This window comes from Daejeonella sp. (genome assembly GCF_030684675.1).
Classification (GTDB): domain Bacteria; phylum Bacteroidota; class Bacteroidia; order Sphingobacteriales; family Sphingobacteriaceae; genus Daejeonella.
In genome coordinates this window covers 13,026-30,972 of the sequence record NZ_JAUXXZ010000033.1, presented here as the reverse complement: position 1 = coordinate 30,972, position 17,947 = coordinate 13,026, and the positions used below count along the sequence as shown (strand labels likewise).

Below are 17,947 nucleotides of genomic sequence, written 5' to 3'. Positions count from 1 at the left end.
AAACATACCAAAAACTCAAACTAAAGAGAATATTTTGTGATTTTTTATTGAAGATTTGAGTTTAGTTCCTGTGCCAGAATCTATTAATCATTTGGCTTCATTTGAGCCATCTCACTTAATTTACTAAATTTGAGCTTAAAATCAGAACATTGGCAAGATTTAAGAAAAAGCTACATCTTATTTTATATCGCAAATACAGTTCAAGTCTGAAGTTTGTGATGATGGCTTTGTGTGTGTTTTTTGTCACGCTTTTCCTTCCAAAACAGGCCAGATTTAGATTTGAATACGAGAAGGGTAAAACCTGGATGCAAAAAGATCTTTATTCGCCGTATAATTATGCTATCCAAAAGACCAATGAAGAGATTGAGGAAGATAAAAATGAGGTTCTCAATTCAGTGCTGCCAGTCTACCAGAATGACACTGAACTTGCGCTTAGTTCGATAGAAGCATTCAACTCCGAATTTGAATCAAAATGGAATGGTTCAGGTATAGACGATAATCTGAAGGAACGATACAAGTCGCTGGGAAATAAACTACTCCAGACCATTTATACCAGAGGAATGGTTAACCCGGTATTAAAATACCAGCGTAATGGGACTAACTATAATTTCAGTCTGCTTAATAATAATGTTTCCGTTCAATTAAACACTACTGATGCGTACAATACAACGAGTGCATTAAAATATATAAAGGAACAAATTCAGAATGATCCACAAATTAAAAGTTCCGACTGGCTTTTAAGGTTGGTTACCAATCATCTTAAGTCAAATTACGTTTATAATGATATACTCACTGAGAAACTCGAAGAAAATGCGTTGAATAGCATTTCAACAACCAGAGGAATGGTTCAAAAAGGTGAACTGGTTGTTGCAAAAGGAACCATGGTTAATGCCGGGATCTACCAGAAGCTGGAATCTTTGAGAGCAGCTTATGAAGAGGATGCCAAAGTTGCAGGTGACAGAAGACTTGTATTATTGGGACAATTATTATTAGCGGGGCTGATCATTTCATTGCTGATGATATTTCTTTATCTGTTCAGGAAAGACATTTACGCTGATAATCGGCAAATCTCCCTGATCTTACTGGTCATTACCGGAATGCTCATAACCCTGTCCTGGGCTATCAGGATCAAAGCCCCCAGTGTTTATTATATTCCATTCTGTATCGTACCAATCATCATCAGGATACTGTTTGATACCCGTCTGGCATTAAACATACATTTACTGGTTGTATTGATTGCCGGATTCTTTGTCCCAAATAGTTTTGAGTTTGCATTCTTGCAGATTTCTGCCGGTATGGTTGCTATTTACAGCATTAAGAACCTGATCAAAAGGGAACAGTTCCTGATATCAGCTTTATTAATCCTGCTGAACTATTTCATTGCTTTCCTTGGTATTTCATTGATCAGGGATGGTTCATTTACTGATATTGAATGGCTGAATTTTGTACCGTTTATATTCAGTGTTTTATTATCACTGCTTGCCTATCCTTTAATTTATGCTTTCGAGCGTATGTTTGGAATAACTTCAGATGTAACTTTGATGGAACTGACCAATACCAACTCAAAATTATTGAGGGATCTCGCATTTAAAGCTCCGGGTACTTTTCAGCATTCCCTTCAGGTAGCCAATCTGGCTGAAGCAGCAATTTTTAAAATTGGCGGGAATGCATTGCTAGTAAGGGCTGGTGCCTTGTATCATGATGTTGGTAAAATCGTAAATCCTCAGTTCTTCATCGAAAACCAGGTAAGAGGTATCAACCCTCATGATTCCATTTCTTATGAACAAAGTGCTCAAATCATCATCCAGCATGTTAATCAGGGAGTTGAGATTGCCAGAAAGCATCAAATCCCTGAAATGCTGATCGATTTCATCCGTACCCACCATGGGAATACCAGGGTGGATTATTTCTATCAGTCATTTCTGAAGAATTTCCCTGAGAAGTTTGTAGATGAAAACATTTTCAGATATCCCGGACCTATCCCCTTTTCAAAGGAAACTGCTGTTTTGATGCTGGCCGATTCGGTTGAAGCAGCATCCAGAAGTCTGAAAGAGCCTGATGCACTTAGCATCAGTGATCTTGTGGAGCGTATCATCGATTATAAACTGACCCAGGATCAGCTAAACAACAGCGACATCACCTTAAAGGATATTGACACCATAAAAATGATCTTTAAGACCATGCTCATGGGTATTTACCATGTGAGGATCGAATATGTTTTAGATAATTAATTCTGCATTTACCTGCATTTCAAAGCTTTATATAGTAGAATACGATTACATCTGTCGAATCAATAAATAAATAGCAGATTCATTGAAAATATTTTTTGACAGCCTGTGTGAATTACTATATTTGCAGTCCTCGAAAGAGGGTTTTTTATTTTAACGGAGAGATGCCTGAGTGGCCGAAAGGAACAGTTTGCTAAACTGTCGTACTGGCAACGGTACCGAGGGTTCGAATCCCTCTCTCTCCGCCTTCGCCCGCCGAAGCGGGCTACGGCGGACGAAGTCCGCTGGAGCCCCTGCGAAGGAGGGCTTCGCAAATGCTTCGGCCTCTGAAAGAGGGCTTCGCCCCTAATACGTGGCAAAAACAAATACGCCCATCATAGTATCACTATGGTGGGCGTATTTATTGAATAAGATTATTTAAAATCGTGGATTTCATTATTGAATAACAGTGATGTTTATTGCTTCATCATAGCTTAATTTAAATATACCATAGAAGCGTTCTACGGCCGCCTTCGCAAATGCTTAGGCGTCTGAAAAAGGCCAGTTATTTATTTACAGCCTCCGTTCATTAAAAATAGTTCTCCATTATTTTCCCATGTACTTAAGTATCCTATTTTTAGGTACATGTGGTTCTACGTCTACATCCTTGAGCTTAATAACGGCAAACATTATGTAGGCTGTACTGCAAATCTTAAAGAACGATATTCGCGTCATTCAAAAGGTCTCGTCCCTGCAACCAAAGCCCACCTTCCGCTTAAACTAGTTTGGTGCTGTTCATTTCCTGACAGATATAAAGCCTATGAATTCGAACGTTATCTTAAATCCGGATCAGGAAGAGCCTTTGCAGCAAAACATCTTTATCAAGCTTCTTAAATTCATTGATGATGGCATTGCTTAAAAAATATGCGGTAAAATAAAAGATTTACAAAATGAGATCACAAACTGTGATCTCAAGTATCCATCGAAAGTGTAAGCAAAATGCTCGGACATACCAATATACGCACCACACAACATTATGCTAAAATTTTGGATAGTAAAGTTAGTGAGGATATGCAATTATTGAAAATGAGGCTGGCCTCGAGTTAATAAATGAATTGAACACAATCAGTCATTTTTACCGCTTAAGCAGCCAAAAGCGGATAGCCGGATAATGTGTCAAGGCCGGGCAAGCCAATGAAAATAAAACACCTCTGCCCGCTCTGTATAGCCTTTACTCATTATCCGGCGTGGCTAAATTTGCGTGGGTGGTGAAATGAGGTTTCGGCTTCGTTATGCTTTTGGATGTATAGCTCGGAATATCCACATTGCGGCTAACGTTAAAGCATTGGCGATGTGGCGGTATTCTGTGTTCCGTCCGCCGGGAGCAGCTGCTGAATAAGATACAAAAGCTCATTGTTTATTCTATAGTTCGGCGTTATTCGTCGGCTGGAACTCAAGCTGAGTAGCAAACAAAAGGTTGAGAATATATTTGTCGCCCCGTCATATTGCCAATGCAATGTTGCCAGCAGTGCTATGCACTTATTAAAGCGGTATTGGCTGCAATACAGTTTTTTCCCATTCGGCTAATTTTACTTTCATCTTTTCGAACCTCTTTTTTTCTTTTGTCTTGAGGTCATTTTTTTCCTCCTGGTCAACATTTAAGTCAAAAAGGTATTCACCTTTTTCATCTTTCAGGTATTTCCATTTTCCATCCCTGACCGCCTTGTGTTTACTCCTTTGAAATGTTCTCCAGTAAAGTGTTCTGTGTATATTTTTATATTTTCCTGTCAAAACCGGCATCAAGTCAATGCCATCTAATGGGAAATTTTTATCAGCTTTTGCCCCTCCTGCTTTAAGAATTGTAGCAGTCCAGTCCATTGTTGTAGCTACTTGTTGTGTTGTAATGCCGGCATTTATTTTGTCAGGCCATTTTACAAAAGCCGGCACTCTTATCCCGCCTTCCCAAAGTGTCATTTTTGACTTAGATAAACCTCCATTATCAGAATACCTTTCACCACCATTATCGTTTGTAAAAATTACTATTGTATTGTTGTTTAATTGTGATTCATTCAAGGCCTCCATTATTTTTCCAACCCCATCATCAAGACTTTTCATCATGGCAGCGTAAACAGATGGGGAGCCACCTGCAGTAAAGTCTGTTGAATCAGGATAAGCCAAATCAGTGGGACCCTGCCAAGGCCAGTGAGGGGCATTGAACGTTATCATTAAAATGAATGGTTTATTGTGTTTTTGATTTATAAATGAAACAGATTTTTGAGAAAATAAATCAGTCAGATAACCTTCTTTATAAACTAATGAATCATTTTCATACAGGTCATATGCCCGTGTTCCATTTTCGCCTTTATGTGAGATGTAATCAGCCCCGCCGCTATGGATGCCAAAAAAATAATCAAATCCATTTTTTGTTGGGCTATGCTGAGGCATGAAACCTAAATGCCATTTTCCAATCAGAACGGTTTCGTACCCACTTGCTTTCATTAGGGTGCCTAAAGAAGGAATGTCCTTAGTCAACCCATAGGCACTGTCTTTTTTCGGACTGCGGAGCGGCTCAAGTAACCCAAGGGGCAGTTTGGCAGGATAGCGGCCGGTCATCAGGGCAGTACGGGTTGGGGTGCAAACAGGTGCGGCGGCATAAGCATTCACAAACTTTACGCCCTGTGAAGCCAGTTTGTCCAGGTTGGGTGTCATAAATTTTTTGTTCCCATAACAACTCAAATCACCATAACCCATATCATCGGTCATGATATAAATAATATTTGGGCGTTGAGCCAGTATCGGGTCAACTAAAAGAATCAGAGAAAGAAAAATCGTGTACCTGACTATTATATTTATAGTATGGCGTTGCATGGTCTAGTTGGTTTGATTAATTCATTGTTTGTCTTACTGTTAGCAAAGAAGCATTGCTGGCAACGTTCTGTATTTGCGAAGGCAGGGAATAGTTGAAAGTTCGTGCCCGAACAAATGATGATTGAAAAACTAATGTACAAGATAACAACTTAAGTCAAATTCATAATGTCCTGCCGATAACCAAAGCTGAAGAAGAGCTGAAGCTGAAAATTTTATTGTCCCGCCCTGCTTTTGCAAATACTTTTGTTGGCAGCTGTGGGATTTCGTTCATTAGGCTTGTAATTTGAATTTACTTGTTCATCTTCTTCGTCAACTCTCTACAAGCATTCAACTTTGACACAAAAGGTTTATATCCTGCAACAGACGATGCTTGAGGCTGGCTAGAGAAATAGGCAATCACCACATTGACAGAACGATTGATGTAGATCACCTGTCCATGAATGCCCACTGCTGCATACTCTCCTTTGGTCTCATCTAAAATCCACCAAAAATTTTTATAAGCCACCCAAGGCAACTTTGCTTTCACATAAACATCATTTCTTGAATAACGCTCTTTATCTTGGTCGGTGAGGTTGATAGTTTCATCTACCCATTTCGCAGGGATGATCTGTTTGCCATCTATGCTACCATGATTTAGGATCAGATTGCCAAACAAAGCAGCATCCCGCAACGTAGTATTCATGCCTCCTGTAGCAACGGCAGTGTAGGAACGATCGGCTACGATATAAGAATCATGCTCTGCGCCTATTTTTGCCCAGATGTTTTCTCTGATAAAATCATGGTAAGGTTTACCTGTTAATCTTGAAATCATCCAACTGATGACGTCTACATTAGTAGAATTGTATTCAAATTTTATTCCTGGCTCCAACTCTTTATTCAAGAAAGATTTCTTGAATAAAAAATCATACGTACCCAACACTTCTGATGTTTTTGTATCGGAGTCTGAACCAGGAACATACCGGGTATTGGCGGCAGCTCCATAATATTTATAGTAAAAACTAGAAGTGTCTGTATAGTTATCCTGAAACCCAAGTGCTGTTGACATATTCAATATGTCTTGAATAGTGGCGCGTTCATAGGCACTGCCTTTCAATTCAGGAATGTATTGGGCTGGCGATGCGGATAAATCTACTTTATTTTGATCCACCAATATTCCGAAGGCAGAACTCGCTAACGATTTTGAAACCGAAAACCAAATGTGTTGGTAATCTTTCGAAAGTCCGTTCCAATAATTTTCATACAAAACGGTATTGTTCTTCAACACAATCACACCATCGGCATAGTTGTCTTTGAAGATGTCTTCAAATGTTTTGGAATTCCCTTCCGTGTCCATCGACAAATTTCTTCCATTGGAGTTGTCGTGTGATTCCTTGAAAGCGTGAACCGCACCCGACCGTGGGATCATCAGCACATGCATAGGGGCTCCCGTATTTCTGAAACTCCATTGACTGAAAGGATGTTCTCTGTAGTTATCAAATGTTACTTGACTTTCCCGACTGGGCGGAAAACCATCCATGACTTTTATGTGATTACTCGTTTGATTTTGTTGAGCAATCGTTTCATTCAGGCTCATTATGAACATTACAACGATAAATATTTTCTTCATAGCAGTATCATTTTTACATTTACATTTTATATGAGTTTATTTTGATTATCGTCAAACCAATACTTAATAATTACACCGTTATTGTCCACCGGCCCCCCATTGCTGCCAACGAACAGGTATTGCTGCAGGTGTGGAATTCATTGCTCGTCCTGCCCGGAACTGCTGCCCAATAATGATTTAAAAGTACAAGATAACAACTAAAAGCCCATCAGAATTACGTCCGCTGAAACCGCTGCTGATAGCGAACTACAGCCGAAGGTTACAACGTCCAGTGCCAGCCACACTTGCAGCAATACCCATGTTGCGCAGTGCATGTGTCAGACTGTACTCATTTTAATTTAATCCAACGAAGTCTTACCTTCTGTCCCTCAATAATTTCATGTGCTGTCAAGATTAAAGTGTCCGCTTTGAATTCAAAATTCCGTGTTAATGATTTTCCCCAGTTGGTAGGCTCAGTCGCTGAAAGTCGTTTGTGTTCAACTGTACTATCGGTAAGAGTGTAGTCTGAAAAATAAACAAAGTTTGATTTATAAAACTTTGTCAACGCTACTAATTCGTCATGAGTTAAGCTGTCAATGTTCTTATTTGTGTCAAAATCTTTATACCCTTTGGGTGTTAAGTGAACTCCCATGTGTCCTTGTCCGTCATAAAGTATGTAACCATTCCAGCCGATTCTGGTGATGGCATTAGACCAAGTATTTGATGAACTGTCATACGCTTCAAATCTGTCTAATCGCCACATACCATGAAACATACTACTTGTTTTGGATACCTTAGTCTCGCAACTATACAATGTCAAAAAGATTAATAGTCCGAATACTGATTTTAAAATATTCATTGTCTTAAGCTGGTTAAATTATTGAGCTGGTTTTGCATTACGCACAACGATTAAGGCTTGACGATGGGCTGGTATTTTATAATTATCAGCCCGTAACGAAAGCTGAATATTGTTACTAAAGATGAAGATATCAATTAATGCTGAATTATATTCTTCTGCCGGAACTGTTGCTGATAGTGAGTTGTAGCTGATTATTATTTCGTCTGCCAGCCTATTGGCAAACCTATTGTAAGCTGCTGTTTTCATTTTTTTTAGAACAATGAAACAAATAACTCGGCTAGTATTTTCCAGGTGTCGTTAGATTTTCGCCACATTGCAGAGTAATTACCCCCGTTGCTATAAGAATTAAATGCTTTCCATGTTCCGTTTTCCCAAGCTAATGTGTCATTGGTGCTTATTATAATTTGCGAAGGTGTCCGAATATAAACAACGTTTGGATTGTCATTGAATAATTTTCTCCAAGAGGCAACTATTGTGTCTTTTCCTGTTAAGTATGTTGAATTACCTCTGATTTGAACAAAATCATTATACCAAAATTTGGATATTCCATCAATGTCATGCTTTGCGATTGCTTGATTAGAGGCTTCTCTTGCAGATTTTATCAACTCTACGTTTTTGTCATTTTTATTTTGTCCATAGGTTAATTGAAAAGTCAAGAAGAACACAAATAGAAAAAGTATTTTTTGCATAGTTCAATATTTTAAGAGCACTCTCTTCGTCCTAATAGCAGCTTACTCATAAATATACGCACTTTTTTATATGTGCAAAATTTATAATCATCTGTTTTATAATAAGTTGTATTGTCGCTTTGCTGTTAATGTTATTCCGTTTAAAATTTTTGGCATACTCATCCATGACTTTATTAGCAAATTCCTTTAATTGCTGTTTAGCCCCTTCTTCGCTATATTGTTTTTTTAAATATTTGATCTCCTTTTCGCTGGGGCTGATATTGATTAAAAAAAAGCTGGCATCATCCTATGATAGTTTGGCGATGTTGTTATCTATGGCAAATCTTACCTCTTAAGGCTTTATGTTTTGTTTTTGCTGATTAAGCCAGTATTCCGGTTCTATATATCCGCCAAATCTTCATTATATCCGCCATTTTTTCAAGTTCCCTAAATTCTCTATGGTGCAATTGAGGCAATTATTGTGCAATTAATGTACAATTGATTTTAGCTGATAAAATGCCCCAGCTCCCTTAATATCACTACCAACAAGAATATTCTTCTGAACTAAATCCCCAAGGTTGCTACTTGCGGTATTTCTCGAACAGTCATTTAATTCCTGATATTCTTTATTCGTAATTTTCCCTATCTCTTTCACAAAATTCACCGCTTTTAATTGTCGGTCATTCAGTCCAAGTTTTGCTAATTGGTCTTCGGTTAAATTGTCTTTGAAAAGCGTAATGATAAAACCTCCGCCTTGCTCCTTCATTTCGGGTTCCGGAAGGTCTGCCTGCATGCAGGTGTCTAAAATCTTAATGGTTCCTCGTCCCCAGGCATCAATATAACCGCCTTTAAAACTTACATCTGCAATGATCGGATTTCTTGCTCTTGATGAGTGAGAGCGTTTTAAAGCAGCCAAAGTTAGACCTTTGGGTAAAGAACCCTCATTCCATATGCTTATTTTGTCGTCATACACTCTTATTTGTATAGGTGCGGCATATAGTTGATGCACCAACGCATTCAGGAGCATTTCCCGAATGGCTGGTCCAGGGTATTCACCTTTTGGCGCTCTTGGTCAGGCGGGTCTTCGGAGGACCCGCTCAGACAAAAGATTTTTATTAAAAGCGTTTGTAATAGGTAATATATTTATTACTTTTGTGTTTATGAAGTATAACGAACTTTTCAGGATGTTAAAAAAGACGGTTGGTTTGAAGTAAGGCAAAAGGGTAGCCATGTAATTATGCAGCACCATATTAAGCCTGAACAATTAATCGTCCCATACCATGCCGGAAAAGAAGTTAAAAAAGGATTATTGACCTCAATACTGAAACAAGCTAACATTAAAACAGATAAACGATGAAAAAGCCAAAGATTAAGATAACGGTTGTAAAAGAGGATACCGGGTATAGTGCCAAAACCTTGGTAAATGGCAACTTTATTGCCACCGGAGCTGAAACTTTTGAGGAACTCAATACAATGGTTTTGGAGGCGGTAAACCTTGCTTTTGAGGAAAAGGGCTTTGTTTATACTATTGAGGAAATACAATTTGAATATGATCTTGAAAGTTTCTTTGACTTTTACAAAGTTATCAATGCAAAGGCACTTTCCAAACGTATCGGAATGAACCAAAGTCTTTTGGCTCAATATATCAAAGGTATTAAAAAACCTTCTGTTATTCAAACCAAACGTATTTTGCGGGGCGTTCAGCAAATAGGCAGGGAACTTACCGAAGTTCGGTTTTTGCTCTAATTTGTAACGATATCCGTTTGTCATTTGCTAAGAATTAACCCCAATTCTATTACATAATTTAAAAAATACACCCTTATTTTATTACAAAATACAAGAGAATTTACCCTAATTCTGTGACATGTTCAATAGATTATCCTCAAAGAATTAGAAACATGGGTGGTTAAAAGCAATAAATCGGTCACCGGGTTTGAACCGGGTCGGTTTCATATCAAATATTTAAGATTTTTCTGTGTCACTTCTTTTTCAGTATTAGAGATCCCGGAATGGCGGAGATTCGGGATATATGTTTTTAAAAACGTATAAATTAACCGGGATTAAATTAATTCATCTTATATTTGAATATAAGAAATAGCGTTATTTGGTCGGATTTGAAGGTGCCCTCTAAAGGCTTAAAAAATATAAAATGCTGATTATGAGGTTGTGTTAACATAAATTGTTCCCTTTCTCCGCAGAGAAATGAAGCCCCGCCGAAGCGGGGTTTTATTTTACAGTGTTGCGAAGCCAAAGGCTTCTGCATAAGTGGGAAAATAAAAAAGGAATGAGCGTAGCTGGTGGCTTCACTTCTTTGAAGCCTTTTCCCTCAATTATATTCGGGATAAATCCTATCTATTTTTAGCAGGCTCCTTTGTGAGGTCCTGTTTGACACTGAAGGAAGCATTGGCGCTTGTACCGTTATTAATTCCTATTGGTTTTCCCTCTTTGCTCAAAGCCTGCACATTCCAGATAAAGCTGCATAAATAAGGGGGCAAACACGGACCTGTTACTAATTTATTGATAACAACCTGTGTAATGTTATCAACGTCTTTAGTGAATATTGGCTGATTAGCTTTCATCGCTTGAGCTCCGTTTTGCCCCTGCATAAGCTGCCACACTTTTATCCGGTAGGTCACCGGTTCGTGCGGTTTTGGAACAACCGGTGTCCACCTGAAGTTAATAGCTTTCATTGCATCTGCCTCACTTAGTAGAGCGTTATTTGCCAGTAAGGCGTCAGGGTTTGAGGGTAAAGAAATGGTAATGCTCGTAATAGGATAGGTCTGTGCAATAGCCTGAACTGAGATGACAAGCAACAGCAGGGTGAGAGTTTTCTTCATAAGAGATAGTTTAGGTACAAGATAATCTAATTTTCTATAACCCAGTTAATTATCAGCACGTTCCCTTGAACCCTTCAACTACTCTATTGGAATAATCCTTGTCGCAGGATTATTCAACGTAGAACGTACCCTTCATCAATGCTGAGTGTCCCGGAAAAGAACAGATAAACTCATAAACACCTTTTGCAGGAGCCACAAACTCGATGGTATCAGATTGACCGCCACCGATCAGTTTTGTATGTACTATTACCTCTGAAGCGCCAGCAGGAATGTAGTCTGTATCTTTTGCCTGCATAGCTTTCGCTGAAAAGTCAGAAACAATTGTTCCCTGAGTAAGCAATGCCCAATTATGACCCATCGCTTCCTTTGCCAATTTACCGGTATGATTCAGCGTTAATTTTACAGTTTGACCTTCCTTAACCTTAATTTCAGAAAGATCATATTTCATATCATCACCGGCATTGATTGTGATTGAAACTTCTTTTTCAACCGGTGCAGCTGCAGTTTCCTGAGCTAAAGTATCCGTACCGGTACTCTCCGATTTTTCTGTGTTACTGTTGCATGCTGAGAATGCAAATAATGCCACAATGGCAAACAGACTTAACTTTTTCATATAATTTATTGTGTTTAATAATTGATTACCCAACAAAAGTAAGTGCTATCAGGCTTGCTTTAATCTGATGAATGTCAATTTTATCTTTATTTCTCACAATCGACCGGCACAAACCTAAACCTGCCAATTTCAAAGTCAATCGGTTTATTCTTTACAAAATATGACCGCCCTAAATGTGTTTCAATTTGGCCTACACCAAGTACCAGATTTTCACCTACCTTCAAAAATGCCAATGGATTTTTAAATCCCTTTTTATTGATTGAACCACTGGTATGGGTATAATCGACAAAGAGAGTGTCTCCTCTGAATTCACCTGCTATTGTGCCCACATTAATTACTTTCTCTAGTGAATTAGGCTGCACTTCACCATAGTTCATGGTCAGGTCGCCCGTGATCTTACCACTAGTATCGGTTTGGGTCTCCAGGTAGGCCGTATCTTTTTCAAATACAGCGATATAACAGTTATTAACCAATGCTGCAGTATCTGCAGATAATGCCTGATTCTTTTTTGCACCCTGATTACAACTATAAATAAACAGAGAAACAATACAAGCAAATAAAATAGATGTCCTTTTCATAGGTATAGGGTTAAATTATTGAGTGTTAACAGGAATTAAACGATTAATTCAGAGAAACCTGATAAATTTAAATATACGCTTTAAAAACTTAATCTGCGGCCTGTTAACGATTTGTTAATGGTTAGTTTAAGGTTCATTTCCTACATTGCTGGCGAAATAAACAGAACAACAATACAGAAATATATAAACTCATAAATTTTCAAAATGAAAAACCTGGTACTTCTATTTTTATCACTGAACACAACATTCAGCATGTTTTCAGTCAATGTTACTGGCTCATTACCTAAGCCAGTAGCCGCTAAAGACAGTATAATTTATGATTACAAACTAACTGATACTATTCAATGTGAAGGCCTCTACCCTATGCATTTACAGGGTATCAGCACCGATAAAAAAAACAATATTTATTGGAGCTTTACCAATCAGTTGGTTAGAACAGATCTGAAAGGCAAAGTACTGGATAAAATTGGAGTGTTAAATCATCATGGTGATTTGTGTTACGAGGGTGGAAAAGTATATGTAGCGGTTAACCTTGGTAAATTCAACCAGCCTGCAGGCCAGGAGGATTCCTGGGTTTTTGTTTATGACTCTGGAAACCTGAAGGAACTTGCAAGGCATAAGGTACCGGAATTGGTTCATGGCGCCGGGGGTATGTCATTTCACAAGGGGAAGTTTTATGTAGTTGGAGGATTACCAGTAGGCTTTAACGAAAATTAAGTATACGAATACGACAAGAATTTTAAATTCATTAAGCGACATGTGATCGAAAGCGGCTATACCCGTCTTGGAATACAAACCTCAGAATTTTATGCCGGGCAGTGGTGGTTTGGTTGCTACGGTAATCCTAAACTGATTAAAACTGATGCTAAATTTCAAATTCTTGATAAAAGTGACTTTAATGCATCCCTTGGAATAGTAGGATATTCTCCCAAAAAGCTATTTATAGGCAACAGTAAAGTAAATGCAGATAAATTGCATAAAGGGCCGATTGGGGTTTATGTGAAGTGATGTATGGGATATAAATTGCACCCTGAATTATGTTAGTTCTTATTCCTTGCTCTTATATTCTCCTTCTTTCATATCAGGCACCAGGTGTTATTAAAGGTTAATCTTAAAATATAATTCTCTCATTTTCAGCAAATTATATTTTGTATTTTTATATGTGTTCTTTTTACACAATTGAAACCACTGTTTTTTTATCTTTTTTAAATAAAAAAACACATAATCGTGTAACCCAATGAGCATACTGTCCGTAATACTATCATATACAAATACAAGTGATATGAAAGCTAAATTATTTATCGCAGTATTAACTCTATCAACCAGTATTTTAACAAATGACGTTTTTGCACAAATCTCCGGATCTGCAAATTATATGGCAGCTCATAATTCTGCTACAGTTTTTAATGCCGGCATGCTTGATCCCGGGAATACCAGCTCAAATGTTAAGGCAAATGAATCAGTTGGTATCCTGAACAGAAAAGCAATATATATGGTATCTGAGCAATTTGTGTTTGACAATCTAAGCTTATTAAAAAAAGCTTTTGCTATCGCCGATATATATTTTGATCTGGACAATGCTACTATTCGTCCTGATGCTATTCCGGTTTTAAATAATCTGGTGATCCTGATGAAAGAAAACCCCGGGATTAGAGTAGCCACTACTGCCTACTCTGATAGCAGAATGTCTAAATACAATGAAAAACTTGCTTCAAACAGAGCACAATCAGCAATCAATTATCTGATTTCTCAGGGAATATCTGCTGATCGTTTACAAATTGAAAAACATGGCAGACCTGATATGGGAAATCCATGTAATAATGATCCTTCCTGCTCCCTGGCCGCGCAACAATTAAACAGAAGAACAGAATTTAATATTGTTTATAACGGCATTAATCTGGGACACGTGAATTGAATAAGATAAAAGATAATATTCAAATAAATAAGATCAGATTAACCTATTAACCAGAAAACCCCGGAAAGATCCGGGGTTTTTTAATTAAATCGAATCAGCATATTCTTAATCATTCAAATCCTTTAGCCTATCTCTCAGTCAATTACAGAAATGCATTAAAATATGTTCAAATTATTTTGAAAAATATTTGTCACAAATGCCGAAAAGTCTATCTTTGCAATCCCTTAACAATTGAAATGCTTCGGCAAAACTTGTTAAATGTTCGGGGTGTAGCGTAGCCCGGTATCGCGCCTGGTTTGGGACCAGGAGGTCGTAGGTTCGAATCCTGCCACCCCGACAAACGAAAAGCCTTTTCTGCTGTAAGCAGAAAGGGCTTTGTTGTTTTTGCACAGCCTTATCCGCCCCGGGCGGATGGAAGGCAGAGCGAAAAAAACAAAGCCAGCTTCGAGGTACGAGAAGCGTCAGGCTTGAGTTTGTAACACCCCCATTCAGGATCAGCGCAGCTAATCCTCCTATATTTACCCGGTAGTAAATAGCTAACAGCTGAAAAGTTCAATTGATTAAACCCGCCTCATAAACAATTTGAGATGGTTTTTTATATTTTCAGCATATTGAATTTGTAGCTGACAATAAAGGAATCAGATCATTAAAATGCATCTGTACTTCTTTTTCCATATAAAAAAGATTGCAAGCGGAGTTTTGAGTTATATCATAATAATGAAAAATCAATTCTTCTTCATGATATAAGCAAATATATCCTTGACTTCCTGATCTTTTAAGCGATCCAGTATGCGTTCTGGCATAATGGATACCGGTAAGGCTTTCATTTCTTTAATTTGTTTCAGAGAAAGTATAATTTCATTACCTGCCTGGGTTTGGATGGTATGGGTATCGCCATTACTGGCTGCAATCTTACCTTCTATGGTACGTCCATCTGTTGTGATAATCCGGTGAAGTCCATAACCTTCCCTGATATCAGCATTTGGATCGATAATATTCAGCAAAAAGTAGTTCACATTACTGCGTTCATAGCCTGTAAGATCCGGACCAATACTCCCTCCTTCATTAAACAAGCGGTGACAATAGCCGCAATTGGCCAGGTAAAGTACTCTGCCGTTTTCAATATCGCCGGAACCTGTTTTAATCAATTTTGAATATTTAGCCAGCGCTTCATTCTTTTCTGAAGAACTCGACAGCTTGACATTTGGCCAGTAACGATCGGCCAGGGCAGTGATTTTGGTATCATTCAATAACTTTAATCTGCGGGCGAGTTGATCAGATACATCTTCCTTACTTATTCTTTTGGTTTCTCCGATCGCAATAAATAACTGATTTGCCCAACTTGCTCTGGTAGCAAACAATTCCAGCGCCACATTGCGAACTCCGGCATCTCCCCTGAACTGAGGATACGCTTTGACCACTCTCAAACCAATTTCATGATTATCATAGCGTTGCAGGGCTTGTAATGCTGCCTCCTTCATTGCCCCTGTAGACTTGCTGCTTTCAACTATTCCTAATAAAACAGGAACAGATTCTGGCTGATTTGTTTGACCAAAAATTAGGATATAAGACAGGCGGTGGTCAAAGTCAGCATTATCATCGGCAATAACACTGAGTGCCATTTTCACAGCTGTTACATTTCCCTGGCGGACAGCGAGAGCTAAAGGAGCACCAAAAAGCTCGGCTTGATAAGGCTGAATCACTTTAGTCAGCTCTGCTGATAAACCTATCGCATCCCTGCCCCGAAGCCCTTCCCTTAGTCCGCTGATTAATATTTTAGCATAAACTTTTGAAGGTGCTAGGCTGATCAATTTTGAGGCGGCGCTATAATTTGCATCCCCAGCCGGCATAATGTAACGCTGCATTAAGCGTTTCAATAAGACATTCTGAACAAGCTTTTTCTGCCATATTCCCTTATCCTCAAAAATGGATACAATTGCATTCCTGTCCGACTCAGATTTGGATTCCATAGCCCACCAGATCAGTAAGGGAATATCCGGATCATTTGAGTCATCATGATATTTAATCAGATTCTTCAATATTGGGATAGCAAATGATCCGGCTAACCTTTTTGCAGTAGCGGCCAGCTGACTTCTAACTATCACACTGGTTTCACTTGCTGCCAGTGTAGCCAGTCTTCCAGCTATTGCAGGAGAAACTTTTCTTCTGTCTCCTATTAAACGTACAGCCCATTCCCGTACGTATTGATCCTGATGATTCATGGCGATACCTGCAATTTCATCACTAAAGCCTCTACTCACATTAATGGCCCATAGCGCTTCCAATGCCAGATCCGGATTGCCCGTTTTTAAAATATCAACCAATCTGGGTACAATGGACTTATCTCTTCGATTAGCAAACTGCAGCAAAGCCTGCTGGCGGAACCATTTATTTTTATTTTCAAGCTGTTTGATCAACTGAGCATTTGTTAATTTACTAAGATCAAAATTTTGATATGCAGGCTTAGAATTTTTAGCTCGAAGCCTGTAAATCCTGCCCGAACTTTTATGCCAGGTATCACGGGGATCGACATGCGACAGCCTGCTATCATACCAATCGGCAATATAGATTGCACCATCAGGGCCTGCCTTGATATTTACGGGCCTGAACCAATGATCATTTGTTTCAACAATCATTTTTTCATCTACATTTCTAAATGTTGAACCCTTAGGTTCAAAGCGCCCCAATTGAACATAATTTAATAATGGATTGACAGCAATCATTTTACCTTCATAATTTTCGGGTAATCTGCCTCCTTCATATCTGATCAGGGAATGTGTAAAGCGTATTTTTTCACCCAGAAGTTCCATATTTTCAAGGTTCCCAAAGGTATAGGGGTTTGTGTATGGACCATGTTTACCCAGACTCCTCGGATAATATCCCCCCTGTTTATAATAAGGGCCACGATCAGATCCATTATTTCCTGAATACAGTCTTCCCTTACTGTCGAATTCTACATTAAAAGTATTTCCCCCCCCTTCGGCAAAAACTTCAAATACTTTAGTATCAATATTATATCTCCATATAACCTGTCCCGAAAAGGCAACATTTTTTGATACTGCCGAACTGATATTTGCGGTTGTGGTACTTCCCTGTGCACCATAAAGCCATCCGTCTGGGCCCCATCGTAAACTATTCGCAACTGCATGGGTATCCTCCAAGCCAAATCCACTTAAATGAACTTCTGGTTCTTCATCAGGTATACCATCTGCATTAGGATCATCATATGAAAGCAGGTATGGTGGATTCAATACCCAGATTTTCCCCCTTCCGGTCAGTACACTTGTAGCAATATTTAGTCCCTTAATCGCGTCAGTAGATTTATCATAAGTTCCATTCCCATCTGTATCCTCAAAAATACTGATCTTATCGGCCCCCTTCAGTCCGCCGGGAGGAGCCACAGGTACCTTGTCAAAATGCACCCGTAAAAAATTATCGACACTGGTCACTTTTAGCCCAAGAGGATATGGATACTGATGATATTGAACCACCCAAAGCCTGCCACGGTGATCGAAGCTGAGCTCAACAGGCTGAACAATATCAGGTTCTGATAAGACCAGGTCCATACTCAGGTCATCAGGAATACGGAAATTACTAAGCGCTTTCTGAGGCTGGGTAGGTTGGGTTGAATCAGTAAGGGCGCCAAGTCCTTTGAATGCTTCCATATAACGCGCTACATCTTCATTGGCAGCAATATCTTCTATTGCAGGTGCTTTGCTTTCCTGATTAGTATTACATGCCTGAAGCCCGGCAAAGAGTAAAAATATTAAGTAAATCAGACTATTTTTAAGATTCATATTATTCCATATTGTAATTT

The 17,947-nt window shown here is 38.7% G+C and carries 16 protein-coding genes, 2 tRNA genes and 3 pseudogenes; 10 read left to right on the top strand and 11 right to left on the bottom strand.

The features are described 5' to 3' along the window. Nucleotides 1-149 precede the first annotated feature (149 nt). From Q8M41_RS06665 to Q8M41_RS06650, 4 genes and pseudogenes are all read left to right on the top strand, one after another. Complete coding sequence (locus Q8M41_RS06665) at nucleotides 150-2,231, top strand: HD family phosphohydrolase (protein ID WP_370870451.1); 2,082 nt, start codon at nucleotides 150-152, stop codon at nucleotides 2,229-2,231. Between the two features lie 155 nt (nucleotides 2,232-2,386). After that, nucleotides 2,387-2,473 (top strand) — tRNA-Ser (locus Q8M41_RS06660). Between the two features lie 379 nt (nucleotides 2,474-2,852). After that, nucleotides 2,853-3,101, top strand: a complete 249-nt coding sequence (locus Q8M41_RS06655; RefSeq protein WP_305364468.1) for a GIY-YIG nuclease family protein — start codon at nucleotides 2,853-2,855, stop codon at nucleotides 3,099-3,101. 81 nt (nucleotides 3,102-3,182) lie between these two features. Beyond that, nucleotides 3,183-3,314, top strand: a pseudogene (locus tag Q8M41_RS06650) (site-specific integrase); the annotation flags it as partial. Between the two features lie 435 nt (nucleotides 3,315-3,749). Here Q8M41_RS06650 and Q8M41_RS06645 read toward each other — a convergent pair. The 7 genes and pseudogenes from Q8M41_RS06645 to Q8M41_RS06615 form a co-directional block, all read right to left on the bottom strand. Continuing rightward, nucleotides 3,750-5,075, bottom strand: a complete 1,326-nt coding sequence (locus Q8M41_RS06645; protein WP_305364467.1) for a sulfatase-like hydrolase/transferase — start codon at nucleotides 5,073-5,075, stop codon at nucleotides 3,750-3,752. 289 nt (nucleotides 5,076-5,364) lie between these two features. Continuing rightward, nucleotides 5,365-6,681: a serine hydrolase gene (locus Q8M41_RS06640; RefSeq protein WP_305364466.1), complete on the bottom strand. Its 1,317-nt coding sequence runs from the start codon at nucleotides 6,679-6,681 to the stop codon at nucleotides 5,365-5,367. Nucleotides 6,682-7,009: 328 nt separating this feature from the next. Next, entirely contained in the window at nucleotides 7,010-7,435 is a 426-nt protein-coding gene (locus Q8M41_RS06635) for a lipocalin-like domain-containing protein (RefSeq protein ID WP_305364465.1), read from the bottom strand. 102 nt (nucleotides 7,436-7,537) lie between these two features. Continuing rightward, the gene (locus Q8M41_RS06630) at nucleotides 7,538-7,765 is read right to left on the bottom strand and encodes a hypothetical protein (RefSeq protein WP_305364464.1); all 228 of its coding nucleotides are present in this window, start codon (nucleotides 7,763-7,765) and stop codon (nucleotides 7,538-7,540) included. A gap of 5 nt (nucleotides 7,766-7,770) precedes the next feature. Next, nucleotides 7,771-8,208: a nuclear transport factor 2 family protein gene (locus Q8M41_RS06625; protein ID WP_305364463.1), complete on the bottom strand. Its 438-nt coding sequence runs from the start codon at nucleotides 8,206-8,208 to the stop codon at nucleotides 7,771-7,773. A gap of 46 nt (nucleotides 8,209-8,254) precedes the next feature. Then, nucleotides 8,255-8,482, bottom strand: a pseudogene (locus tag Q8M41_RS06620) (DUF5712 family protein); the annotation flags it as partial. Nucleotides 8,483-8,674: 192 nt separating this feature from the next. Further along, entirely contained in the window at nucleotides 8,675-9,214 is a 540-nt protein-coding gene (locus tag Q8M41_RS06615; RefSeq protein ID WP_305364462.1) for an ATP-binding protein, read from the bottom strand. 174 nt (nucleotides 9,215-9,388) lie between these two features. Between Q8M41_RS06615 and Q8M41_RS18195 the strand changes: the two are divergent. Further along, nucleotides 9,389-9,544: pseudogene (locus Q8M41_RS18195) on the top strand (type II toxin-antitoxin system HicA family toxin); the annotation flags it as partial. Further along, nucleotides 9,541-9,933: a hypothetical protein gene (locus Q8M41_RS06610; RefSeq protein ID WP_305364461.1), complete on the top strand. Its 393-nt coding sequence runs from the start codon at nucleotides 9,541-9,543 to the stop codon at nucleotides 9,931-9,933. The pseudogene Q8M41_RS18195 and the gene Q8M41_RS06610, both read left to right, overlap by 4 nt. A 602-nt stretch (nucleotides 9,934-10,535) precedes the next feature. Here the strand turns inward: Q8M41_RS06610 and Q8M41_RS06605 are convergent. From Q8M41_RS06605 to Q8M41_RS06595, 3 genes are all read right to left on the bottom strand, one after another. Next, nucleotides 10,536-11,024 (bottom strand): hypothetical protein, encoded by a 489-nt coding sequence (locus Q8M41_RS06605; protein ID WP_305364460.1) that lies wholly within the window; start codon nucleotides 11,022-11,024, stop codon nucleotides 10,536-10,538. 109 nt (nucleotides 11,025-11,133) lie between these two features. After that, nucleotides 11,134-11,637, bottom strand: a complete 504-nt coding sequence (gene azu / locus Q8M41_RS06600; RefSeq protein WP_305364459.1) for an azurin — start codon at nucleotides 11,635-11,637, stop codon at nucleotides 11,134-11,136. Nucleotides 11,638-11,723: 86 nt separating this feature from the next. Continuing rightward, nucleotides 11,724-12,215 (bottom strand): hypothetical protein, encoded by a 492-nt coding sequence (locus Q8M41_RS06595; RefSeq protein WP_305364458.1) that lies wholly within the window; start codon nucleotides 12,213-12,215, stop codon nucleotides 11,724-11,726. A gap of 204 nt (nucleotides 12,216-12,419) precedes the next feature. On the opposite strand from Q8M41_RS06595, the gene Q8M41_RS06590 reads away from it, so the two are divergent. The 4 genes from Q8M41_RS06590 to Q8M41_RS06575 all read left to right on the top strand — a co-directional run bounded on the left by Q8M41_RS06590 (nucleotide 12,420) and on the right by Q8M41_RS06575 (nucleotide 14,467). Further along, entirely contained in the window at nucleotides 12,420-12,932 is a 513-nt protein-coding gene (locus tag Q8M41_RS06590) for a hypothetical protein (protein ID WP_305364457.1), read from the top strand. Nucleotides 12,933-12,974: 42 nt separating this feature from the next. Then, nucleotides 12,975-13,223, top strand: a complete 249-nt coding sequence (locus Q8M41_RS06585) for a hypothetical protein (protein ID WP_305364456.1) — start codon at nucleotides 12,975-12,977, stop codon at nucleotides 13,221-13,223. Nucleotides 13,224-13,497: 274 nt separating this feature from the next. Next, nucleotides 13,498-14,130, top strand: coding sequence for an OmpA family protein (locus Q8M41_RS06580; protein WP_305364455.1), 633 nt, complete (start codon nucleotides 13,498-13,500; stop codon nucleotides 14,128-14,130). A 263-nt stretch (nucleotides 14,131-14,393) separates the two neighbouring features. Continuing rightward, nucleotides 14,394-14,467, top strand: a tRNA-Pro gene (locus tag Q8M41_RS06575). A gap of 388 nt (nucleotides 14,468-14,855) precedes the next feature. Here Q8M41_RS06575 and Q8M41_RS06570 read toward each other — a convergent pair. Further along, the gene (locus tag Q8M41_RS06570; RefSeq protein WP_305364454.1) at nucleotides 14,856-17,927 is read right to left on the bottom strand and encodes a c-type cytochrome; all 3,072 of its coding nucleotides are present in this window, start codon (nucleotides 17,925-17,927) and stop codon (nucleotides 14,856-14,858) included. Between the last annotated feature and the right edge of the window lie 20 nt (nucleotides 17,928-17,947).